We start from the raw sequence: 22,522 nt of genomic DNA, 5'->3' as shown, positions 1-22,522 counted from the left end.
CCCCGGCTCATGGCTCGTCCCGCATCGGAACGGCGACGTTCGACTCGCTCGCTTCGTCCAGGGCGTCCTCGTAGCCGGCGTCGGCGTGTCTGACGACGCCCATGCCGGGGTCCGTGGTGAACACGCGGCGAGCCTTCTTCGCGGCCAGCTCCGTGCCGTCGAGGACGACGTGGTTGTTCGCGTGCAGGGAGTTGCCGATTCCGACGCCGCCGCCGTCGTGGACGCTGACGATGTCCGCCCCGGCGGCGCAGTTCACCAGCGCGTTGAGGATCGGCCAGTCGGCGACGGCGTCGGTGCCGTCGCGCATGTCCTCCGTCTCGCGGAACGGGCTGGCGACGCTACCCGCGTCGAGGTGGTCGCGGGTGACGACCACGGGTGCGGAGATCTCGCCGTCGGCGACGAGTTCGTTGATCCGGAGTGCGAACCGCGCGCGTTCCGTGAGTTCTCCGTCGCCTTCGCCTTCCGTGCTGTATCCGAGCCAGCAGACGCGACTGGGCAGTCCCTGGAACTGCACCCGCTCCTGTGCGAGGTCGATCCAGCGCCGGAGGTGCTCTTTCTCGGGGAACAGCTCGAGGACCGCCTCGTCCGTCCGGTAGATGTCGTCCGGATCGCCCGAGAGTGCGACCCAGCGGAAGGGCCCCTTGCCGCGACAGAACTGCGGTCGGATGTAGGCCGGGACGAATCCGGGGAAGTCGAACGCGTCGTCTCGACCGAAGGCGTCCTGTACCTGTCCGCGAATGTTGTTCCCGTACTCGAAGGCGATCGCACCCCGCTCCTGCAGTTCGAGGATGCCGTCGACGTGGCGTTCCATCGTCTCTACGCTCTCCTCCCTGTATTTTTCGGGATCGTCCTCGCGGAGCTCGTCGGCTTCCTCGACGGTGTACCCCGACGGGTAGTATCCGTCGAGGACGTCGTGGGCGCTCGTCTGGTCGGTGATCACGTCCGGGACGAACTCGCGTTCGAGCAGTCCCTCGAGCAGATCGGCGGCGTTGACGTGCACGCCGACGCTGTAGGGCTCGTTCGCCGCCGCGGCCTCCCGGGCGCGCTCGAGCGCCTCGTCGATGTCGTCGGTCTTCTCCATACAGTAGCCGGTCTCGATGCGACGGTCGATCCGTTCCTCGTCGACCTCCGCGGCGATGCAGACGCCTTCGTTCATCGTGACCGCGAGCGGCTGTGCGCCGCCCATCCCGCCGAGGCCGGCGGTGACGGTGATCTTTCCGGAGAGGTCGCCGTCGAAGTGCTGACGGGCCAGTTCGGCGAGCGTCTCGAACGTTCCCTGGATGATCCCCTGGGTGCCGATGTACGCCCACGATCCGGCCGTCATCTGGCCGTACATGATCTTCCCCTCGGCCTCGAGTTCGTGGAAGTGTTCCCAGTCGTCCCACTTTCCGACGAGGTTGGAGTTCGCGATGAGAACGCGCGGGGCCATCTCGTGGGTCCGGAACCGACCGACTGGCTTCCCCGACTGGACGAGCAGCGTCTCGTCGTCGTCGAGCTCGCGCAGCTCGTCGAGGATCGCGTCGTACGCGTCCCAGCTCCTGGCGGCCCGTCCGGAGCCGCCGTAGACGACGAGGTTTTCGGGGTCCTCGCCGACCTCCGGGTCGAGGTTGTTGTTGAGCATCCGCAGCGCCGCCTCCTGGCGCCAGCCCGCACACTCGAGGTCCGTGCCGGTGGGTGCTCCCCTGTACTCTTGCCACTGCTCACTCGGAGTGCCGCGGTCGAACGATGCGGATTGTTGCTTGCCGGGCATGGTTCGGTATTCGTTCGCAAGGACACTCAACCCTGTTCCACCTAGCGGCGGGTTTTAAATACTATCGGACGAAGATGTGGATATGACGCTGTACGAGGCAACCTTCCGCGTCGCCCACGAGAGCGCGTACGCCGAACTCACCCGCGGCCGGGGTCTCCGACTGGACATGTGGTGTAACGATCACTGCGACATGATCCGGGCGGCGGGAACCGACACCGACGTCCTCGTCGACAGACTCGAGTCGCTCGTCGGCATCCGGGACATGTACCGCGGCGACGACCGGCTGTTGCTCATCACCGACGACTGTCTCCGCTCGCACCAGGAGCCGTTGATCGAGACCTACCTCAGCGAGCACGGCTGTCTCCTGTGGCCGCCACAGCGGTACGAGCACGGACAGCTGCTGGTTCGCGTGCTGGCCCTGACCGAGACGAGCCTCTCGGAGCTTTACCAGCAGCTAGTCGAGGAGTTTCCGGTCACCGTCGAATCGAAGCTTCACCGGACCCACGACGTTCTCGACGACATCGTCGACCACTCACACTCGGTGACGGCGGGATTGACCGACCGGCAGATGGAGGCGCTGGTCGCCGCGCACGAACACGGCTTCTACGAAATTCCCCGGGAGAACACGTCCGAGGAGGTCGCGGAGACGCTCGATCTCAGCCGTCGAACGTTCGAAGAACACCTGCGCCGCGCCGAAGGAAAGGTGATCGGCGAAATCCTCGAGGAACGGCTCTGACCGAACGTGACGGATTTCCGAGGAGCCCAAACTATATATATCGTCTGGAAGAATTTTGCGCCTATGGAGCTGAATCAGGACGAGACACCCAGACAGTCCACCGATTCGGGTGGTGAAACCGACCACGACTACGCCGTTCGAATCGAGAACGTGACCAAGGAGTACGACGACGTCGTCGCCGTCGACGACGTCTCGCTCAATATTCGCGATGAGGAGTTTCTGACGCTGCTCGGCCCGAGCGGCGCCGGAAAGACGACCCTGTTGCACATGATCGCGGGCTTTACGACCCCGACGTCGGGCGACATCCACATCGACGACGAGGTCGTGACGAACAAACCGCCGTACGAGCGCAACATCGGCATGGTGTTCCAGAGCATGGCGCTGTTCCCGCACATGACCGTCGCGGAGAACATCGCGTTTCCGCTCAAGATGCGACGGATGGAGAAGGTCAACCGGGACGAGCGCGTCCAGGAGATGCTGGACCTCATTCGCCTGCCCGAAATCGCAGACCGGGACGTCTCCGAGCTCTCGGGTGGGCAACAACAGCGCGTCGCCATCGCCCGCGCGCTGTCGTTCAAACCGTCCCTGCTGTTGCTCGACGAGCCGCTGAGTTCGCTCGACAAGAAACTTCGCGAGGAGATGCGCCACGAACTGCTTCGCATCCACCGCGAGACGAACGTGACGACCGTTCACGTCACGCACAACCAGGAGGAAGCGCTCACGATGGCCGACCGGATGGCCGTCATCCAGGAGGGCCGGATCGCACAGCACGCACCCACCCAGGAGCTGTACGCCCACCCCGAAACGGCGTTCGTCGCCGACTTCGTCGGGAACACTAATATGGTGTACGGGACGGTCGTCGAAACCGACAATCCGAGCTGTACCGTCGAGTGTACCGATAGCAACCTGCGAATCGACTGTCGAACCGACGTCGTCGGCGAGTCGGTCGCGGAAAAAGACGACGTCTCGGTCGGCATCCGATTCGAAGACGTCAGGTTGGGAGAGTCGATCTCGGCGGACAACGTCTTCGAGGCGACGGTCTCGAGCGTCGTGTTCAAAGGCGACATGGTCAACACGACCGTCCAGCTTGACGGCACCGAACTGGAGTTCAAAATCAGCGATCTCAACTCTGACGGCAACCGCGTCTTCGAGCGCGGCGACGTCGTTCAGGTCGGCTGGAACGGAACGGACAGTCTCGTCTACCCCTCGTAAAAACGCGTTTTTTCCGGTGCGATCTTACTCGCTCTCTCCGTTCTCCGGCGAGCGGTCTGCGGCGACCTTCACCGCCTCGACGATGTTGTTGTAGCCGGTACACCGACAGATGTTCCCCTTCAGGTGATCGCGAATCTCCTCTTCGGTCGGATCGGGATTGTTGTCGAGGAGGTCTTTCGTCATGATGACGAATCCGGGCGTACAGAAGCCGCACTGACTTCCGCCCTCCGAGAGATACGATTGTTGAATCTCGTGAAGGTCTCGGCCGTCGGAGAGCCCTTCGACGGTGGTGATCTCCGATCCGTCCGCGGTGACCGCCAGTCTGAGACAGGAGAGCTCCGGTTCGCCGTCGACCAGGATCGAACAGGCTCGACACTCGCCCGTGCCGCAGGCGTACTTCGGTCCCGTCAGGTCCAGTTTGTCCCGAATGACGTTGAGCAACAGCTCGTTCGGCTTCACCCGAACCTGGTGGGTCTCGTCGTTGATGGTCAGTTCGATCGTCCGTTCGTTCCCGCCGTCGTCGCCGTGTGTGATTTTCTCGCTAGACATTGGTCTCGTGTGCGTCGACCAGCAGATCGCGCACTTTCGTCTCGGTGATCAGCCGTCTGTACTCCGCCGTCGACCGCGAGTCCGAGATCGGCGAGATTTCGTCGCTCGCGATCTCGCCCGCTCGAGCGAACGTCTCCTCGGTCGCCGGCTCGCCGCGGATCGCCGCCTCGGCCTCCGTCGCCCGGATCGGCGTCGGCGCGACGCAGCCCAGCCCGATTCCGCAGTCGGTGACGGTCCCGTCGTCGCACTCGAGCGAGACGGAGACGATGACCTTCGCGAGGTCCTCGGTGACGCGCTTGATCTCCTCGTGGGCCCACCGATCGCTCGCCGGCGTCGGAACGCGCACCGACGTGAGCAGTTCGTTCGGCTCGAGGACCGTCCGTTTCGGTCCGGTGAAAAACTCCTCGATGGGGACGATCCGTTCCCCGTCGACGCTCTCGAGGACGACTTCGGCCCCGAGGATCAAAAGCGGCGGCGCGGTGCTGGCCGCGGGCGAGCCGTTACAGAGGTTGCCGCCGATCGTTCCCATCTTCTCGACCTGGACGCCGCCCGCGTCGCTGGCGGCCTCCGCGAGGATCGGAACGTGCTGGTCGACGAGCGAGGAGTTCATCAGGTCGTCGTACGTTACCGTCGCGCCGATCTCGAGTCCCTCCTCGGTCTCGCTGACGTCGTCGAGTTCGTCCAGACCGTTGACGTACATGAGGTGACTCTCGGTTCGGACGTCGGCTTTCAACTGAATGAGCAGATCCGTGCCGCCCGCGAGCGGTCTGACGTCGTCTCCGTGCTCGTCTCGCAGCTCGAGGGCCTCCTCGAGCGAGGCGGGAACGGAGTAGTCGAACTCCTGTGAGATAACTCGTGTCGTCGTGTTAGAGGCTAGTTTGTATTCCATAGTTCTCGTTCAGTCGTCGTCCTCCGCGGGGACCATCGGTTTTCCGGTGACGCGATCCGTGTACTCGGCGCGGAGGTCGCCGATGATCTTCTCGGGGGTCATGGGGATGTCGGTGAAGCGCACTCCGGTGGCGTTGTAGACCGCGTTGGCGACGGCCGCCGCGGTCGGGTTGATACACGCTTCACCGAGCCCTTTCGCGCCGAACGGGCCCGAGGGTTCTTCGGTCTCGACGAAGAACGTCTCCGTCTCGTCGTTGCTCGGCAGGTCCATCGTCGTCAGCATTCGGTAGTCGGTGAGAAGACCGTTGCCGTCGATGGCTCCGTTCTCGTCGTACTGGGTGTCCTCGACCAGCGCGTAGCCGGCACCGCGGTAGAAGCCGCCGTGTTGCTGGCCGGCCGCCAGTTTCGGATTGACGATCGTGCCCGAATCGTTTCCGATCGCCGTCCGGAGGATGTCGATCTCGCCCGTCTCCATGTCGACTTCGACCTCGACGAACTGCGCCGCGTAGGCGGGTGGACAGGCGACCTGTCGGTTACTCTCGACGGCCGCCATCGTCCCCCAGTTGTTGAGTTCCGCGCGCTTTGCGACCTCGCCGACGGTGAGTTCCTTGTCCGGCACCCCTTCGACGAAGACGCGTCCGATCCCTTCGTCGGTGTCGGCCTCGAGCGAGATGGCGTCCGGCGGCACCTCGAGTAGCCGCGAGGCGTTCTCGAGCAGCTGTTCGCGGACGCTCTCCGCGGCCTTTTTCATCGCGGCTCCGCCCGCGTAGACGCCGCGGGTCGCGTGCGTGGCGACGTCGTAGGCGGTGTTTCGCGAGTCCGTCGGAGAGAGTTCGACGTTCTCGATAGGGACGTCGAGGGCTTCGGCAACGATCCGCGCGCCCGCGCTTCGGGTGCCGCCGCCGTGGTCCTGCAGCGCGGAGACCACGTCGACGCTGCCGTCCTCGTTGATCTTCACCAGCGCGCTCGAGTAGTCGATCGCTTCGCCGGGGGTGGGACCACCGGTTCCGGACGTGTGGAAGCCGCGGGCCATGCCGATTCCTCGGCGGTACCGTCCGTCTTTCTCTCCGGGCGGTGTGCGCTCGTCCCACCCGATCGCCTCGGCCCCCTGATCGAGGAGCTCCTCGACGCCGCAGCTTTTGACCACGGACTTGATCGTGGGACCCTGGCCCCAGAACGTGTCGCCCTCGCCGACGTAGTTCTTCCTGATCAGCTCGAGCTGGTCGATGCCGAGCTCCTCGGCGATGGCGTCGATCATACACTCGACGGCGAACGTCGCCTGCGGATTCCCGAACCCTTGCATCGCACACGCGGGCGCTTTGTTCGTGTACACCGCCCGTCCGCGGAACTCGAGGTGTTCGAAGTCGTACAGCGACGCGGTGAACCCGGCGACGACGCCGAGGTACGGGAACGCCTGAATGTTGTGCGAGCCGACGTCTGCGAGGACGTCCATCTCGACGGCGTTCAGGGTTCCGTCGTCGTTCGCGCCGATTTTCACGTCGAGCTTCGACGGGTACCGGCAGTGATCGTACATGTCCTCCTCGCGACTGGAGACGATCTTCACCGGCTTGTCCGCCGCCATCGCGAGCGCGACCGTGATCGGCGTCACGGAGTTGGTCTGGATGCTCGAGCCGAACGACCCGCCGAGTTCCAGGCGTTTGACGTTGACCTTGCTGAGGTTGATGTCGAAGATCTCGCCCAGGAGTTGTCGAACGTTGTGGACGGTCTGGGTGGTCGGCCAGACGGTGATGCCGCCGTCTGGCTCGGGTCGACAGACCGTGGTCTTGTTCTCGAGTTGCGCGTGGTAGGTTCGACCGGTTTCGAACGAGTGTTCGAAGACGTGATCGGACTCGGCGAACCCCTGTTCGACGTCGCCGACGCTAATGTCGCGTTCGACCGCGATATTGTTCTCGATCGGTTCGACCTCGCCGTCGCGGACGATCGATTCGTGGATCGCCGGCGCGTCGTCGCTGACCGCGAACTCCGGATCGATCACCGGTTCGTGCTCTTCGTACGTGACGTCGATGGCTTTGAGCGCGCGTTCGGCCTTTTCTTCGGTTTCGGCGGCGACGGCCGCGATTCCTTCGCCGACCTGTCGCGGTCGGTCCGTGAGTACCCGATTGTCGCGATAGATGGCGTCGGGGACGCTGATCGTTCGTTCGTTGTACTTGACGTCGGGAACGTCGTCGGGCGTGATGCAGATCGCACCCATCGCCTCGGCCTCGCTGGTGTCGATGTCGACGACCGTCGCGTTGGGATGCGGCGATCGGAGCACCTTCCCGTGCCACATTCCGGGGAGCGAGACGTCAGGCGCGTACACTGCCTTGCCGGTTACTTTCGCTTTGCCACCTTTCCGGGGACTGTCCGTACCGATGGCGTGAAAGCTTTTGCTATTCTTTGGCATGCTCGTCCTCGGTAGCTATACAGTTCCTCGGTAAATAAATGTGGTTATTCGGGTTCGAACGCATAATTTCGGCGTTCGAACGGGTCTCGCGCCCGGTTCCGTCTCGCGACCTGTTGGCTGATACCTCGCCTCGAGTTCGCGTTCCGATCTCTCGGGGCTGACTGTTGGAGCGAGCGCTCTGAACCGGATCGTTTACCGAGGTACACGACCGTCTAGAGAACTGAACTATACGGATTCCCACACCGAACTTGGACTGCACTAAGGGAAAGTAATATATGGTCCCACCATAATTGATAGTTTGTAACATGGTGGAAGGTAACCAAGCCAGAACCGACAGGAATCGAGATGCGACTACGCGCGGAGCGAACAGAACGTCGAGGAGAGCCGTCCTCGGTGCCGGTTCAGCGGCGCTCGTCTCGGGGCTCGCCGGCTGTGTCGGCGGCAACGGCAACGGGAACGGAAACGGCGTCGGAAACGGAAACGGTAACGGCAACGGGAACGGAGCGTCGGGGTCGGACGCGCTCGATCCCGACAACCCTCCGGAAGAACCGGATTCGATCACAGTCCGCGCCTGGGGTGGCGTGTGGGAAGGATCGCTTGCCGAACACGTCGGTGACGCGTTCACCGAGGAGACGGGGATCGACGTCGTTTACGACAACACGGACCGAACCGTGATGCAAGGCGACATCAGAACGGCGATTCAGCAGGACAGAGAACCCCCCGTCAACGTGAACTGGACCGTCGAACCGGCGCTCCACGAGGAGTACCGGATGGGGCTGGCAGAACCCCTCCATCCGGATATCGTCACGAACAGCGCCGAGATGTTCGATCTCGCGATCCCCGACGTCGACGAGGATTGGCTGCCGTACCTCGTGTTGTACTCCTACACGTACGCGCTCTCGTACAACGAGGAGGCGATGGAACGGGCACACGGTACGACCGAGCCGCCGGAGGCGTGGGCCGACTTCCAGAGCGACGAGTTCGAAAACGAGTTCGGTCAGTACGACAACGGATACGGATTCTGGCCGGTGTTCTCGGAGATTTCGGGCACGCCGATCGACGCGGACGACCTCGATCCGCTGTTCGACACCGTGGAGGACTTCGAACCCAGCATCGGTCACATCGGCGACGACACGAGTCTCACCGAGAACATTCGCGAGGGTGAGATCGCCGGCGCACCGTTGATCATGAACAACCTCTTCGAGGCGTACCAGGACGGCGAACCGGTCGGTTGGACGATTCCGGAGGAAGGAGCGACCGCCTGGGGTGACGGAATGTACACGCCGGTCAATCAGTCGGAATCCGAACTGTACTGGTCCCAGGTGTTCATCAACTACGCCTCCGCGGCAGAGAACCAGGAGGGCTGGACCGAGGGGCTCGCCCTTCCGATGCTCAACCAGAACGTCGATCCGATGGATTACATGGAAGACGATCCGGCGTACCCGACCAACGAAGACGACTTCGACAACCTGCTCACCGTCGACATGGACACCTACACCGAAGTGTCCTCGAGCCTCTACGAGGAGTTCGACCTGATCATGGGAGCCTAACCGGACCGCCGACGCGATCTATCCGGTCGGTTTCGCCGTCGCGAGCAAACCAGTACCAAATCATTATTATGAAACCGCTGTGTACTACGCCCCATGGCTGATAAAGTATCGCAACGATTCGAACGTGCTGCGTGGCGCGTAGAAGACGCGCTCATCGCAGCGAAGGAACTGTTACCGAAGGGTCTCTACCGGTCTCCGCCCCCCTGGATGGGATACATTTTCATCCTTCCGGGGCTGCTACTGGTGAGCTTTCTCTTCGTCGGCATGTTCATTCTCGGATTCTACAGCTTTTTGACCCACGATCCGTTCGAGTTCATCATCTACGAGTTCACGCTCGAAAACTGGGAGCGGCTGCTCGGAACGACCGGATACTACAACATCTTCGTCCGGACGATATTCATGGCGCTGTTGATCACGGCCATCTCGGTCGTGCTCGCGCTTCCGTACGCTTACCTCACGATCCGCGTTCGATCGTCGCTCGTACGAAAACTCCTGTTGGTTAGTCTGTTCGTTCCGTTCTTCACCGGCGTGATCGTGCGGGCGTACGGCTGGCTGATCATCCTCGGACGAAACGGGCTCGTCAACTCGTTCCTTGGCCTGTTTGGCATCGAACCCGTCCGATTCATCGGAACGCAACTCGGCGTCGTCATCGGACTGTTACAGATTATGATTCCGTTCGCAATCATCATGATCGCTCCGGCGATCCAGAACATCGATCGATCGCTCGAACGCGCAGCCAGCAATCTCGGCGCAAATCGGGTGAGCACGTTCCGACACATCATCATTCCGCTGTCGTTGCCCGGTATCGCCGGTGCGACCATCGTCGTGTTCACGATCACGTCCGCGACGTACGCGATCCCGGCGCTGATCGGCGGCGGTCAGGTCGACTTCGTGGCTAACCTCATCTACCGGACGCTGTTCGACATCGCTAACTGGCCGCTCGCTGCGACGTTCAGTATCACACTCGTGCTCGTCAGTTCGATCGTCGTCCTGTTCGTCTTCCAGGTGATCGGAACCGGAACACTCGGCGTCGATACGGGTGAGAACGATGAGTAACTCCACAAGCCGCATGAACCGGCTGTTCAGGTTCACGCGACAGCTCCCCGGTGAGTATCCGCTGTTGTCGATACTGATCGCCTTCCAGGTCGTGTTCCTGATGCTGCCGACGTTGATCGTCCTCGTGGTTTCGTTCCAGGCGGGCGATCTGGTCCGGTTCCCGCCGGACGACTTCTCGCTGCAGTGGTACGCACAGATCCCCGGCGAGGACCGGTTCATCTCGGCGTTCTATCGGAGCATCGCCGTCGCGCTGTTCTGTACGCTGTTGGCGATTCCGATCGGAATCCTCACCGGCCTCGGACTGATTCGCTACGACATTCGCTTCGAAAAGCCCCTGCAAATTTACTTCCTGCTTCCGTTTACCGTTCCACTCGTCGTCTCGGGCGTGATCCTGCTGATCATCCTCGGCGAACTCGGCTACATCGGCTCGCTCTGGACGGTCGGGCTCGCGTTGACCATCATCAACATCCCGTTCATGATCTGGAGCGTCACCTCCCGAGTCAACGCGCTCGATCCGGAGCTCGAGAACGCCGCGAAGAACCTGGGTGCCGACGAGATTCAGACGTTCATCAACGTCACGTTACCCTCGCTGATGCCGGGCGTCATCACGGGCTCGCTCATCATGTTCGTCCTCGGACTCAACGAGTTCATCGTGAGTCTGATCATCACCACGCCGGACATCGTGACGCTGCCCGTGTTGATCTACACCGCCATCCGATCGAACATCAGTCCGCTCATCGCGGCGATCGCGAGCGTCTACGTCTTCGTGGCGTTCGCCGCCGTGCTCGTCGCCGATCGACTGGTCGGCTTAGAACAGTTCCTCAAATCCTGACCCGCGCCCGATCCGAATCGGGTTACGGGTTTTCGGGGGTCGGCTCGTCCGCCGACGTGATTCGATTTTTCATGTTGAGATTGAGTTCGATGATGTTCGCCGTGCTCATCACCGTCTCGGGCAGTTCCTCGCGGAATCGCTTTCCTTTCAGTCGGGACGTCGGTCCGGAGACGCTGACCGCACCGAGGACGTTTCCGGCGTTGTCCCGGATCGGCGCGCCGACGGCACGAAGCCGTTCGATCTCCTCCTCGTCGTTGATCGCGTAGCCGCGCTCTCTGGTCTCCTCGAGATCCTCGAGAAGTTCGTCGCGGTCGACGATCGTGTTGTACGTCTTTCGCGGGAGCCCTCCCTGCTTGTCGATGATCGCTTCGACCCGCTCGGGCGGCAGAAACGCGAGAATCGCCTTTCCGCTCGCGGTGTCGTGGTGATAGCTCACCTTCTGAAGTTTCTCCGTATGGTACTCGTCCGCGACGGCGGGTTTATCGGTTACTTTCAACAGGTTGATCTGGTAACCGTGCTGTTCCGTCGCCAGGTGGGCCGTTTCTCCCGTCTCTTCTGCGAGTTTTTGAACCTCCGGTTTCGCCGTGGAAAACAGCGTGCTCTTGTTGCGGACGAAGATTCCGAACTGATGAAATTTGAGACTGAGGCGGTACTCGTTGTCGCAGTTGACGATCCACTCGTGTTCTTTGAGCGTCGTCAGATGATTGTAGACGGCGCTTCGTGAGAGATCGAGCGCTTGGGCTATCTCCGTCGCCTTCGCCCCGTCGTTCTCCATGAGGACGTTGAGCACCTCGAACGTCGTGCTCACCGTCTCGAGTGTTCGACCGTGGGGATCGGATGTAGTGTCGATAGCCATAGTACACGTGTGAACACGCACCGACGTAATTCTTTCTCCCGAGCACAGGGTCAGTACACTCTCACCGCCAGACGGAGATGGGACAGGGACGACTGTGTACGACCCACCGCTCAATCGGCGTACTGAATCGAACGTGGCCGGGTTTTGACGTCTGATCGCATTCCACGAGAAGTGCACATATCTACAACCGTGATGTCAACGCGGTCGAAACTGAATCTAGTAGGCAATCGGGTGTTATAGGGCTTACGCCGCCCGTAGTATCATCTTGATATTCCGTCTGAATGTATATTTACCAGTATGATGAAATTAGAAATTATATTTCGGGAACTGATTTGCTATTTATCGGAATGTACTGTAGTTAGATCGGATACTTTCGATTACTTTGTGATATTTGTCTATGTCTCTACCGTGCACAGCTGAGCTCCTCCAGAATGCGTAATACGGAATGAGATCGGGCAAATCGTGGACTATAGATCTCATCTCTCCGGATATCGAGTTCCACTAGAGAGACACAGTGGCAGTGTGGGGCGGAGACGTGAACCGCGAGGCCGCGGCCAACGTACACTACACCCGTCGCTGTGGCCGACGACTCTCGTCGACCGACAGTAGAGGACTCGAGTCGCCATTCGACTGCTGTGCGAGCCCGGGTCCGACCGGCGGTCGTTCGGTCGCTAATTACACCTGTACAACTGTAATTGATTGCGATCCCCGATCGTCGTTTCCTCCCGTCGGTCGAGACTGCTTGCGATGCGGTTGTCCTCCCGAGAGGGATAGAACCGTGTATCACGTCTTCTCCCGTTCGAACGGGATCGTGGACGGGAAGACGTCGTGTCCACCGATCGGACAGATTGTGACGAACGACTGGCACGTCATCTGTGCACGTCTCACAACTGGTCAACTCCATCACGATATCCGTCGGCGTGATTTTCGTCATTTCGTTCGAAACGACACTTGGGTCGGCAATTATGTGTTCCAGATAATAGACTAGAGTCTTTTGATTGCTAAATTACTATTCTCTTTCCCGAAATTGACAAAATCAGATCTTTTAGCCAATTCTAAACTTTTATTCTCTATTATCGCCAATAGCTACCTATTAAACGCCTATTTAGGGTATAATTATGTGAATATAACTATAGTATGTCTGAGCAACTGAATTCGATCGGAGTAACTCCGTCTGAGACGAAATTTCGTATCGATGACGTCTAATATCGGCGCTTTAGCCGGTCAAATTGGTGTCTGAATGTTCTCGGTCGATGCCATTCTGATTCGGAAACCTCACCGTAGCTATCCAAAATATTACATATTATATTAGATGATTCAGAAATAATAACAGTGTACTGAACAATAATTCCCGACTGCTGTTCCGACTCTACGGTCGTGTCACCTCGTTTCGTCTGATCGCGTCGCTCTCACGCGGAGAGACCGCTCGACTGATCGAGTATCGTCGGCTCTTACTCCAGCCGAGCGTTCTCGCACGCTTGGCACACGGCGAACAATAGCTTTACCAGCCGTGGGTCGTACTATCGCATAATGGCTGATTACGACGTCGCGATCGTCGGCGGTGGCTGTATCGGGTGTTCGACCGCCAAGCACCTCGCGGAACGGTCGGAGCTCGAGATCTGCTTGCTCGAGAAGGAGTACCACCTGGCAACCCATCAAAGCGGCCGCAACTCCGGCGTTCTCCATCCTGGATTCAACTATCCACCCGGATCGCTGAAAGCGCGCTTCAGCACGGAGGGGACGCGCCGGATGAAGGCGTACTTCGACGAACACGACCTCCCGCTCGAGCACACCGGCGTCCTCGTGGTCGCGACGACCGACCGCGAGGAGCGTCGACTCAGCGATCTCCAGGCGCAGGCGACCGAAAACGGCGTCGAGACGGAGATCGTGACCGGGGAGTCGGCCGTCAGGGAGTACGAACCGCACGCCCGCGGCCAGGCGGCGCTGTACTGTCCGGAGGCGGCGTCGGTCGACTCACAGCAGTACGTCTACCAGCTCGCCGCGGACGCGAAAGCGAGCGGCGTCGACTTCTACGTCGGCCACCGGGTGGACGGAATCGACTTCGACGGCGAACACGCCATCACGACGTCGAAGGGAACGGTGACCGCGTCGTACCTGATCAACGCCGCGGGCTTGCACGCGGATCGGATCGCCGCCGAGGTCGGCGTCGGACGCGGCTACCAGATCGTCCCGTTCCGCGGTGAGTACTACGAACTCGTTCCCGGCACGGAGGACGTCTGTCAGTCGATGATCTACCCCACGCCCGATCCGGATCTCCCGTTTCTCGGCGTTCACTACACCCGCCGGACCGACGGGAAGGTCATCGTCGGACCCAACGCCGTGCTGGCGTTCGGCCGCGAATCCTATCGCAACACCGAGGTGAACCTCCGGGATCTGGCCGAAACCCTCTCTTACGGCGGATTCTGGAAGCTCATGGCCTCGCGAGAGATGGCGAGCGTCGCGTGGGACGAACTCAACAAGTCCTACCGAAAGCAGCGATTCGTCGAGGCCGCTCGCCGACTCGTTCCGTCCGTCCGCGAGGAGGACTTCGCGCGGAGCTACGCCGGCGTTCGGGCGCAACTGCTCGACGCCGACGGGAACCTGATCAAAGATCCCATGCTCACCGACGGCCCGCGGTCGCTGCACGTGCTCAACGCCGTCTCTCCCGGCCTCACGTCCTCGCTTCCGTTCGGCGACCACGTCGCCGAGACGGCGCTCGAGGCGCTCGAGTGACCAGCCAACGCCGTCGACGCCCGTCGATGCTGGCTCACTCGAGGGCGTCGGCGAGGAGTTCGATCGGCGTCGGCGGCTGGTCGGCACCGCGCGAGCGGTTCTCGAGTTGGGTGCGACAGGAGGCTCCGGGTGCGACGACGCGCTCGCCGTCGCTGTCGTCGACCTGGTCGTAGAGGATCGACGCGATGGCGTCGCTCATCGAGGCGTGTTCGGCCTCGTAGCCGAAACTCCCTGCCATGCCACAACACCCCGAATCGAGCGGATCGACCTCGTACCCCGCGCGTCGCAACACGCTGACGGCGTGGTGATCCGTCAGCGTCGCCTTCTGGTGACAGTGACCGTGGTACGCGATCGGCTCGGGAGACGGCTCTTCGTCGAACTCGAGCGCCGCCTCGAGACCGGCGGCGTCGACGTACTCGCACGGTCCGTACGTGACTTCTGCGAGTCGGTCGGTCGCGTCGCCCGGAATCAGATCGCGATAATCGGACTGGAGCATCACCGCGTCCGAGGGCTCGGCGACGACGACGTCCCAGCCCACCTCGACGCGAGGCGCGAGGGTCGCCAGGTTCTCCTCGGCGGTATCGCGGGCCCGGTCGAGAAATCCCTTGGAGAACGCCGGCCGTCCGGTGTCGCCGAGGCCGTCCGGGACGGCGACGTGGACGTTGGCGGCTTCGAGCACCCGTACCGTCGCTTTCCCGACCGCTGGCGAGTTGTAGTTGGTGTACGTGTCCGGGTAGACGATCGCCTTCCGAACCGCGTCGTCTTCGTCGATCCGGGCACCGCCACGTGCCTCGAACCAGTCGCGAAACGTCACCCGGTGAAACGTCGGGAGCGGGCGGTCGGCGTCGACGCCGATCGTGGCCTCGAGCGCGCGGCGCGCGCCGGGAAGTTTCGGGAGTACGTTCGACAGCGGCGCGAGCCGCGACCCCCACCGCGAGAGCGTCGCAACGTTGGCAAACAGGTGGTCGCGGAGGCTGGCTCCGTTTTGCTCGTGATATTCGTGGGTGATTTCGGCTTTGAGTTTGGCCATGTCGACCTCGCTCGGGCAGTCGACGGCACAACCCTTGCAACCGATACAGAGGTCGAGCACTTCCTCGACGAACTCGTCGGAAACGGCCTCGCCCTGCTCCAGATCGCCGCTCATCGCCTGTCGAAGTGCGTTCGCCCGCCCTCGAGTCGCAGTGATCTCCTCGCGGCTCGCGCGGTAGGTCGGACACATCACGCCGCCGGTCGTCGACTGCTCGCCGCGACAGCCGCCACAGCCGTGACAGAGTTCGACCATCCCCTGGAAGCCGTTGTCGTTGGCCCACTCGAGTTCGGGTTCGAAGCCGGCGTCGAACTCGTAGTCGGGGTCGAACCGCAGGTGCTCTCGCAGGTCGGTCGGGTCGTCCTCGCGGAAGACGACCTGGCCAGGGTTGAGGATCCAGTCGGGATCGAACGCCGTCTTGAGTCCTTTGAACGTCTCCCAGAGCTCCTCGCCGTATAGTTTGCGGTTCCACTGGGTTCGCGCGCGGCCGTCGCCGTGTTCGCCCGACACCGAGCCGCCGAGGTCGATTACCAGGTCGGTCACCTCGTCAGCGATGCCGTGTAACTGCTCGAGGCCGACGTCGGTCTTCGTGTTGACGAGCGGCCGGACGTGGAGGACGCCGGGGCCGGCGTGGGCGTAGAAGCTGGCGTAGGTGTCGTAAGACTCGAGGATCGCCTCGAAGCGCTCGACGAACTCCGGCAGTTTCGCGGGCGGAACGGCGGTGTCCTCGATGAACGAGACGTGTTTCTCGTCGGTCGTCCGCGAGAGCAGGATCGGCAATCCGGACTTTCTGAGTTTCCAGAACGCGTTCCGTTCGTCTTCCGTGTTCGCCCAGAGTGCGTCGATCGCACGTTCCGTCGGTCGAGCTGTCGAACCGTGGACCGATCCGATACTCGAGTCGGCTGCCGGGGATTCGCGTTGGGTTAGCACCCCCGGACAGCGATCCGCGAGCAACGCCGACACCTGTACGTCGCCGTGGTCGCCGTCGTCGGCGTAGAACTCCACGAAGAGAACGGCGTTCGTCCCGTCGGGGAGACGCTCCGCGACGGGACCGAACTCCGCCGAGTCACGTGCCCGTTCGAGTAGGACGCCGTCGAGCACCTCCACGGCCGCCGGCTCGTACTCGAGGATGGGCTGGACGTCGCACATCGCGTCGTGGAGACTCCGGTAACACAGCAGGGATACCGCTTTGGTCTCCGGCACCGGTTCGAGCGACAGCGTCGCTTCGGTGACGATCGCGAGCGTGCCCTCGCTGCCGGCCAGCAGTCGGGCGAGGTTGACCGTCCCCGCCTCGCCGGTGTCCTCGCCGCCGGGAAGGGGGTCGCCGCGGGCTTCCGCGACCAATCGGTCGAGATTGTAACCGGAGACGTTTCGCTCGAGGTCGGGATAGGCCTCCTCGATCCGATCGCTCTCTTCCTCGAGGATGCGGCGAACTTCGGCGTAGATCCGATTCTCGAGGTCGCCGTCGGGATCCGCGCGCTCGTCGATCTCCGCGAGCGTCACCTCGCCGAACTCGGTGACGGTGCCGTCGGCGAGGACAACCTCCGCGGACTCGACGTAGGCGTCGGTCTTGCCGTACGCCAGCGAGTGCGAGCCGGTCGAATTGTTGCCGATCGCGCCGCCGATGGCGCTCTTGTCCCCCCAGGCCGGATCGGGTGCGAACTTGAGATCGTGGGGCGAGAGCGTCTCGTTGAGCGTCCCGAGGATCGTCCCCGGCTGGACCGTCGCCGTCCGACCGTCCGGGTCGACCTCGAGGACGTCGTTCATGTGCCGGGTGAAATCCAGCACGACGGCTCGGTTGACCGTCTGACCGGCCAGACTGGTCCCGCCACCGCGGGGGAGAACTGGCATGCCGCGTTCGGACGCGTACTCGAGGATCTCGCTCACGTCGGCCGTCGACTCCGGAAGCGCCACCGCGATCGGTAACACCTCGTACGCGCTCGCGTCGGTCGCGTACAGATGGCGTGAGTACGAGTCTGCGCGCACTTCGCAGTCGACGCGACGCTCGAGTTCGGTAATCGGTTCGGTCCAGTCAGTGCCGTTGCTCTCTTCGACGTCGTTCGTGCTGTACTGCTGCATTGATTGGCTCTCCCTCGGGTTGTCGCCCTACCAAACAGAGCCGCCGAGTATAAAAGTCCCGGAACCGACACGCCACGCATTTCGATCCCCCATCGATGATCGTCGGTGAGAAACGACCCCGGGGCCGAACCGGAGAACGATCGCGCGAAAGGGATGAGGGGACGAACTGCTTCTCACATCCCCCTCGAGTGGCGCTTCTCGACGGCGCTTTTGACCTTGCTCATCACTCCGCCGGGGAGGTAGATGACGAGCGCGACGAGTGCGACGCCGAAGATGAGGACGTGCAGATCCGGGAACTCGAGTCGAAGCCCCTCTTGCAGCGGAATCAGCAAGAGCGCGCCGATCACCGGTCCCCAGACGGTGCTGATGCCGCCGAGGATGACGATGAGGAGGATGGTGATCGTCAGGTCGATCGAGAAGAACGTGTCGGGAAAGAGGAACCCGAGCGAGAGCGCGTACACTGCGCCCGCGAGCGAGGTGATCACCGCGTGGATTACGAACGCGGGAAGCTTGTACCGTAGCGGGTTCACGCCGAGCGTGCGAAGCGCCTGCTCGTCCTCGCGGATCGCCATCAGCCGAAGTCCGAACTCCGAGGTCGCCGTCTCGTAGGCGATGATGGTGCTCGCGAGTGCGAGCACGCCGAAGAGCGCGTACACCTCGATCGAGGACAGTCTGACGATCGTCAGCCCGATCGAACCCTGCATGTACGTCGTCTCCGCGAGGAAACCGAGTCGCATTCCCTCGGCGACGAGCAGCGTCGCGATCGCGAAGTAGATGCCGGAGATTCGAAGCAGTATCACACCTAGCACGGCACCGACGACGACGGCGACGATCGCAACGCCGACGAGAGCGACCGGCCACGAGACGTCCAGGTAGACGACCTGTGCCCCGAGGGCGTACGCCCCGAGTCCGATGAACGCGTGCGGGCCGAACGTTCCGTACCCGGTGTAGCCGCTGATGTAGTTCCACGCCTGGGCCAGCGCGACGTACATGAAGATGAAGTACAGCGTCGTAACGACCAACCCGGACGCAAAGGGCTGGACGATCGCGGCGAGTACCGTCGCGGACGCGAGCAGCCCGTAGAACATCCGACGGTCGTCGATTTCGGCCGCGAATCGACCGATCAGTTCGGACGCGGTACCGACGCCGGCTTTACCCATGCAATCTCCCCTCCGGTTCCCCGAACAGTCCGTGGGGCCTGATCAGCAACAGGACGGCGATGCCGATGAACATCGTGAACAGCGCCTCCGTGCTGCCGAACTGAAACTGAACGAACGTCTGGTAGATACCGACGATGAACGCGGCGGCGACCGTTCCGCGGAGGCTGTTCATTCCGCCGAGCACGACGACGACGAACGCGATCAACAGCAGGTGCCGACCGCCGACGGGGCTGATGCTGTAGGTCAGGAAGTACGCCGTTCCGCCGATTCCGGCGAGTACGCCGCCCAGGCCGAACGTCAGTGCGCGAATTCGTCGCGAGTCGATTCCGCTCGCTTCCGCGAGATTCGGCGCCTGGCTCGTCGCTCGAATCGCTTGCCCCTGTCGGGACCAGTTCAGGAAGGCAAACAGCGCGCCGGCCGCGATCAACCCGATCGCGCCGGTCGCGATCCTGGTCATGGAAATGCTCACCTCACCGAACGTGACCGGTGCGGAGAGGTATTCCATCGTTTGCGACTGCGTTCCGAACTGCAGGCGAAACACCGACTCGAGAACCAGCAGGATTCCGAACGTCAGCAACAGCGTGTAGAGGTCGTCCTGGCCGATCACCTTCTCGAGCAGCGAGAGCTGGATGGCATAACAACCCGCGAAGACGACCGGGATAACGACGACGAGGCTCAGAATCGGATCGACGCCGAAACTGCCCGCGAGCCAGTAGGTTACGTACCCGCCAGCCATGATGAACCCCCCGTGGGCGAAGTTGATCACGTTCATCACTCCGAAGACCAGCGTAAGCCCCAGGCTGATCAGGAGGTAGATACTGGCCAGGAGCACGCCGTTTATGAGTAGCGTGATGAAGATATCACTCATAGATTCGGCTCAGTTCCACGGTTTGGGATGGATGAAATCGCCCGTCGCTTCGTCGTCGGGCCAGACGAGTTCGAGGCTGGAATCGCTGTGCCACTGCTCGAGGCTCCAGAACCCTTCCTGTACGCCCCGGTCGTCGAACGTGGTCGTTCCGATCACCGTGTCGAACTCGTCGTTTCGCAGGGACTCGTTGATGGATTCCGGATCCGGACCGGCGTTTTCGACCGCCTGTTCGAACGTCTGCAACACGCCGTATCCGTTCGCCGCGTTGACGTCGAGTTCGATCTCGTCGCTGCTTCGGACCTCCCGGAATCGATCCGGGAAGTCGTCGTTTTCGTGGGTATCGAACGTTTCGGCGTAACACGTCGGAACGCACAGCCCCTCCACGGTGTCGCCGAGTTGCTCTCCGACGCTCGGCAGGTTTGCCGTGTGGCTGCTGACGAACTCCGGTTCGTACCCCTGCGACGTCATCGAGCGAAGGACGTTGACGACGTCCTCCGGGTAGTTGGTGGTGATGATCGCGTCGGCGTCGCTCTCTTCTGCCTGGAGGATGAACGACGAGAAGTCGTCGATGTCGGTCGCGTGCACGTCTTCGTAGACGACGTCGATCCCGTGTTGGGGCGCGATATCCTCGACGAACCGATCGTGCATTATCCGCGCCCAGCCGAGGTCGACGACGAGCGCCGCGACTTCCGTGACCCCTTCGTTCTCGAGAACGTTGCCTTCCGCGCGGCGGTCGACCGGCGGTTCGAACATGTACATGGTGTCCGACTCCGCGTGAATTTCGTCGTTGTTCGACCCCGTGGTGACGAATGGGATGCCGGCCTGCTCGAGCGGACCTGCCATCGCACGAGCGAGCGGCGACGAGTACGCGCTGACCACGAAGTCGACTTCGTCGTCGACGTACTGGTTCGCGATGCGCGAGGCCTGGTCTTCCTGGCTATCGTTATCGTCGTACCTGAGCTCGACGTCGTGGCCGTCGATGCCGCCCTGTTCTTCGATTTTGTCCTCCCAGGTTTCGAACGCGGCCTGATACTGCGCCCCGTTTCCCGAGAAGTCTCCGGATAACGGAATCGACAGGCCGACCGTCAAGTCGGCGTCGTCGTCCGATCCCGTACACCCTGCGAGTCCCACCGCTGCGGTTCCGGCGGCGGCAGTTAACACTGTGCGTCGGCTCGTATAGTCCACTCTGGAATCGTTCACCATTGTCCAGTACTGGCTTCTGACTAATCCATTATATACGTACCGGACGAAATCGAAGTCGAACGGAGATAATCTATCGGCGTCTGTCGCGTAACGATGGCTGAGCGACCGAACGGCCGGTCGTCTCCGTTCGACGGCGTGTGCCGTTCGAACGAGGAACAGTTTTATGGTCTCGAGAGATAAACGCCACGTGTATGGGAATTCTAGAAGTAGAGGGACTCAAACGGTCCTTCGGTGGCGTTACCGCCGTCGACGGCCTCTCGATGAGCGTCGAGGAGGAATCGATCACCGGACTGATCGGGCCGAACGGCTCGGGAAAGTCCACGACGTTCAACCTCATCAGTGGAACGCTCGAATCGGACGGCGGCACCGTGGTGTTCGACGGTGAGGAGATCACTGACGAGAAGCCGTACACGATCGCACGACGGGGACTCGGACGTACGTTTCAGCAGGCCCGGGTGTTCGACGAGATGACCGTCTACGAAAACCTGCTCGTCGTCCAGACCGACGACGACAAGGACGCCCGGGCGAACGAGTTGCTCGGATTGATCGAAATGCACGACGAGCGAAACAGTTTCGCACAGGACCTTTCGGGCGGTCAGCAGGTGCTGTTGGGGATCGCACGGACGCTGATGCTCGATCCCGACCTCCTGTTGCTCGACGAGCCGTTTGCCGGCGTGAATCCGGGTCTCGTCGCCGACATCCGGCAACTCCTCGTCACGCTCGTCGAGGAGGAAGGAAAGACCGTCCTGATCATCGATCACGAAATGGACGAGCTGAGCAAGATCTGCGACGAAATCGTCGTCCTCGTCGACGGAAAGAAGCTGCTGAAAGGCGATCCGGAGGCCGTACGTGAAGACGAGGACGTTCAGCGTTCCTATCTGGGTGGTCTCCAATGAGTTTGCTCGAACTCGAGGACGTCACCACGGGCTACAACGACGTGTCTGTTTTGCACGACGTGACGCTCGCGGTCGATCGCAACGAAGCGGTCGGCGTCATCGGACCGAACGGTGCGGGCAAGTCCACGGTGTTCAAGACGATCATGGGGTATCTCGAGCCGTGGTCGGGGACGGTGCGGTACGGCGGAGAGGCCATCGACGACGCGAAACCCAGCGAACGGGTGAAACTCGGCATCGGGTACGTGCCCCAGCGCGAGAACGTGTTTCCGAAGATGACCGTCAGGGAAAATCTCCGGATGGGTGCGTACACGCTCGACTCGGAGACGTACGAGGGACGCATTCAGGAGCTTTTCGACCTCTTTCCGCGACTCGAAGAACGGGCCGACCAGAAGGTCCGAACCATGAGCGGCGGCGAACAGAAGATGGTCGCGATCGCCAGAGCGATGGTGACGAATCCCGATCTCGTCCTCTTCGACGAGCCGAGCGCGGGGCTCATGCCCAAGTACATCTCGGAGATCTTCGAGCGAATTGCCGACATTCAGCGCGAACGGGAGACGGCGTTTCTCATCATCGAACAAAACGTTCCCATCGTGCTCGAGCACACGGATCGGACGTACGCGCTCCGAAACGGCTCCGTCGTCGCCGATCGGGAGAGTTCGCAGTTCGTCGAACAGGACGACCTGGGGGAACTGTACCTCGGCGGATCGACGGGCGGCGACTAAC

Annotated in this window: 17 protein-coding genes; 8 read left to right on the top strand and 9 right to left on the bottom strand. The window is 61.9% G+C overall.

All coding sequences use genetic code 11. From position 1 onward, the window contains the following. Positions 1 to 7: 7 nt before the first annotated feature. Positions 8 to 1,750, bottom strand: a complete 1,743-nt coding sequence (gene hutU / locus EA472_RS03895) for a urocanate hydratase (RefSeq protein ID WP_124190198.1) — start codon at positions 1,748 to 1,750, stop codon at positions 8 to 10. An 82-nt stretch (positions 1,751 to 1,832) separates the two neighbouring features. On the opposite strand from hutU, the gene EA472_RS03890 reads away from it, so the two are divergent. After that, complete coding sequence (locus EA472_RS03890; protein WP_124190197.1) at positions 1,833 to 2,486, top strand: helix-turn-helix domain-containing protein; 654 nt, start codon at positions 1,833 to 1,835, stop codon at positions 2,484 to 2,486. 63 nt (positions 2,487 to 2,549) lie between these two features. After that, positions 2,550 to 3,698, top strand: a complete 1,149-nt coding sequence (locus tag EA472_RS03885) for an ABC transporter ATP-binding protein (RefSeq protein WP_124190196.1) — start codon at positions 2,550 to 2,552, stop codon at positions 3,696 to 3,698. 24 nt (positions 3,699 to 3,722) lie between these two features. Here EA472_RS03885 and EA472_RS03880 read toward each other — a convergent pair whose 3' ends face one another. Genes EA472_RS03880 through EA472_RS03870 form a run of 3 tightly spaced genes read right to left on the bottom strand, consistent with a single transcriptional unit; the run spans position 3,723 to position 7,539 of the window. Then, on the bottom strand, positions 3,723 to 4,247 hold the full coding sequence (locus EA472_RS03880; protein ID WP_124190195.1) for a (2Fe-2S)-binding protein: 525 nt from the start codon (positions 4,245 to 4,247) through the stop codon (positions 3,723 to 3,725). Beyond that, the gene (locus EA472_RS03875; RefSeq protein WP_124190194.1) at positions 4,240 to 5,136 is read right to left on the bottom strand and encodes an FAD binding domain-containing protein; all 897 of its coding nucleotides are present in this window, start codon (positions 5,134 to 5,136) and stop codon (positions 4,240 to 4,242) included. Before EA472_RS03875 ends, EA472_RS03880 begins: the two co-directional genes overlap by 8 nt. A gap of 9 nt (positions 5,137 to 5,145) precedes the next feature. Next, positions 5,146 to 7,539: a xanthine dehydrogenase family protein molybdopterin-binding subunit gene (locus tag EA472_RS03870; protein WP_124190193.1), complete on the bottom strand. Its 2,394-nt coding sequence runs from the start codon at positions 7,537 to 7,539 to the stop codon at positions 5,146 to 5,148. 305 nt (positions 7,540 to 7,844) lie between these two features. On the opposite strand from EA472_RS03870, the gene EA472_RS03865 reads away from it, so the two are divergent. From EA472_RS03865 to EA472_RS03855, 3 genes are all read left to right on the top strand, one after another. Next, entirely contained in the window at positions 7,845 to 9,089 is a 1,245-nt protein-coding gene (locus EA472_RS03865) for an extracellular solute-binding protein (RefSeq protein WP_124190192.1), read from the top strand. A gap of 93 nt (positions 9,090 to 9,182) precedes the next feature. Next, positions 9,183 to 10,145: an ABC transporter permease gene (locus EA472_RS03860; RefSeq protein ID WP_124190191.1), complete on the top strand. Its 963-nt coding sequence runs from the start codon at positions 9,183 to 9,185 to the stop codon at positions 10,143 to 10,145. Then, entirely contained in the window at positions 10,138 to 10,977 is an 840-nt protein-coding gene (locus EA472_RS03855) for an ABC transporter permease (protein WP_207891118.1), read from the top strand. Before EA472_RS03860 ends, EA472_RS03855 begins: the two co-directional genes overlap by 8 nt. A gap of 22 nt (positions 10,978 to 10,999) precedes the next feature. Here the strand turns inward: EA472_RS03855 and EA472_RS03850 are convergent, their stop codons facing one another. After that, positions 11,000 to 11,833, bottom strand: a complete 834-nt coding sequence (locus EA472_RS03850; RefSeq protein ID WP_124190190.1) for an IclR family transcriptional regulator — start codon at positions 11,831 to 11,833, stop codon at positions 11,000 to 11,002. A 1,530-nt stretch (positions 11,834 to 13,363) separates the two neighbouring features. Between EA472_RS03850 and lhgO the strand changes: the two genes are divergently transcribed. Then, the gene (gene lhgO, locus EA472_RS03845) at positions 13,364 to 14,566 is read left to right on the top strand and encodes an L-2-hydroxyglutarate oxidase (protein ID WP_124190189.1); all 1,203 of its coding nucleotides are present in this window, start codon (positions 13,364 to 13,366) and stop codon (positions 14,564 to 14,566) included. 34 nt (positions 14,567 to 14,600) lie between these two features. Here lhgO and EA472_RS03840 read toward each other — a convergent pair whose 3' ends face one another. From EA472_RS03840 to EA472_RS03825, 4 genes are all read right to left on the bottom strand, one after another. Further along, entirely contained in the window at positions 14,601 to 17,672 is a 3,072-nt protein-coding gene (locus EA472_RS03840; RefSeq protein ID WP_124190188.1) for an FAD-binding and (Fe-S)-binding domain-containing protein, read from the bottom strand. Between the two features lie 173 nt (positions 17,673 to 17,845). After that, positions 17,846 to 18,832 carry a branched-chain amino acid ABC transporter permease gene (locus tag EA472_RS03835; RefSeq protein ID WP_124190187.1) on the bottom strand — a complete coding sequence of 329 codons (987 nt, stop codon included), beginning with the start codon at positions 18,830 to 18,832 and terminating at the stop codon, positions 17,846 to 17,848. Continuing rightward, positions 18,825 to 19,700, bottom strand: a complete 876-nt coding sequence (locus tag EA472_RS03830; protein WP_124190186.1) for a branched-chain amino acid ABC transporter permease — start codon at positions 19,698 to 19,700, stop codon at positions 18,825 to 18,827. Before EA472_RS03830 ends, EA472_RS03835 begins: the two co-directional genes overlap by 8 nt. Positions 19,701 to 19,709: 9 nt before the next feature. After that, positions 19,710 to 20,831: an ABC transporter substrate-binding protein gene (locus EA472_RS03825; RefSeq protein ID WP_165874816.1), complete on the bottom strand. Its 1,122-nt coding sequence runs from the start codon at positions 20,829 to 20,831 to the stop codon at positions 19,710 to 19,712. Between the two features lie 263 nt (positions 20,832 to 21,094). Between EA472_RS03825 and EA472_RS03820 the strand changes: the two genes are divergently transcribed. Beyond that, positions 21,095 to 21,799 carry an ABC transporter ATP-binding protein gene (locus EA472_RS03820; protein ID WP_124190184.1) on the top strand — a complete coding sequence of 235 codons (705 nt, stop codon included), beginning with the start codon at positions 21,095 to 21,097 and terminating at the stop codon, positions 21,797 to 21,799. Next, positions 21,796 to 22,521: an ABC transporter ATP-binding protein gene (locus EA472_RS03815; protein ID WP_124190183.1), complete on the top strand. Its 726-nt coding sequence runs from the start codon at positions 21,796 to 21,798 to the stop codon at positions 22,519 to 22,521. The genes EA472_RS03820 and EA472_RS03815 overlap by 4 nt, the downstream gene beginning before the upstream one ends. Position 22,522: the final 1 nt, after the last annotated feature.

This window comes from Natrarchaeobius oligotrophus (genome assembly GCF_003841465.1).
GTDB classification, from domain to species: domain Archaea; phylum Halobacteriota; class Halobacteria; order Halobacteriales; family Natrialbaceae; genus Natrarchaeobius; species Natrarchaeobius oligotrophus.
This window is presented reverse-complemented; position numbering and strand designations above follow the sequence as displayed.

What these genes read in the sequence shown, in the direction of transcription:
- hutU (WP_124190198.1), bottom strand. Translation starts at nt 1,750, where the DNA reads ATGCCCGGCAAGCAACAATCCGCATCGTTCGACCGCGGCACTCCGAGT.
- EA472_RS03890 (WP_124190197.1), top strand. Translation starts at nt 1,833, where the DNA reads ATGACGCTGTACGAGGCAACCTTCCGCGTCGCCCACGAGAGCGCGTAC.
- EA472_RS03885 (WP_124190196.1), top strand. Translation starts at nt 2,550, where the DNA reads ATGGAGCTGAATCAGGACGAGACACCCAGACAGTCCACCGATTCGGGT.
- EA472_RS03880 (WP_124190195.1), bottom strand. Translation starts at nt 4,247, where the DNA reads ATGTCTAGCGAGAAAATCACACACGGCGACGACGGCGGGAACGAACGG.
- EA472_RS03875 (WP_124190194.1), bottom strand. Translation starts at nt 5,136, where the DNA reads ATGGAATACAAACTAGCCTCTAACACGACGACACGAGTTATCTCACAG.
- EA472_RS03870 (WP_124190193.1), bottom strand. Translation starts at nt 7,539, where the DNA reads ATGCCAAAGAATAGCAAAAGCTTTCACGCCATCGGTACGGACAGTCCC.
- EA472_RS03865 (WP_124190192.1), top strand. Translation starts at nt 7,845, where the DNA reads ATGGTGGAAGGTAACCAAGCCAGAACCGACAGGAATCGAGATGCGACT.
- EA472_RS03860 (WP_124190191.1), top strand. Translation starts at nt 9,183, where the DNA reads ATGGCTGATAAAGTATCGCAACGATTCGAACGTGCTGCGTGGCGCGTA.
- EA472_RS03855 (WP_207891118.1), top strand. Translation starts at nt 10,138, where the DNA reads ATGAGTAACTCCACAAGCCGCATGAACCGGCTGTTCAGGTTCACGCGA.
- EA472_RS03850 (WP_124190190.1), bottom strand. Translation starts at nt 11,833, where the DNA reads ATGGCTATCGACACTACATCCGATCCCCACGGTCGAACACTCGAGACG.
- lhgO (WP_124190189.1), top strand. Translation starts at nt 13,364, where the DNA reads ATGGCTGATTACGACGTCGCGATCGTCGGCGGTGGCTGTATCGGGTGT.
- EA472_RS03840 (WP_124190188.1), bottom strand. Translation starts at nt 17,672, where the DNA reads ATGCAGCAGTACAGCACGAACGACGTCGAAGAGAGCAACGGCACTGAC.
- EA472_RS03835 (WP_124190187.1), bottom strand. Translation starts at nt 18,832, where the DNA reads ATGGGTAAAGCCGGCGTCGGTACCGCGTCCGAACTGATCGGTCGATTC.
- EA472_RS03830 (WP_124190186.1), bottom strand. Translation starts at nt 19,700, where the DNA reads ATGAGTGATATCTTCATCACGCTACTCATAAACGGCGTGCTCCTGGCC.
- EA472_RS03820 (WP_124190184.1), top strand. Translation starts at nt 21,095, where the DNA reads ATGGGAATTCTAGAAGTAGAGGGACTCAAACGGTCCTTCGGTGGCGTT.
- EA472_RS03815 (WP_124190183.1), top strand. Translation starts at nt 21,796, where the DNA reads ATGAGTTTGCTCGAACTCGAGGACGTCACCACGGGCTACAACGACGTG.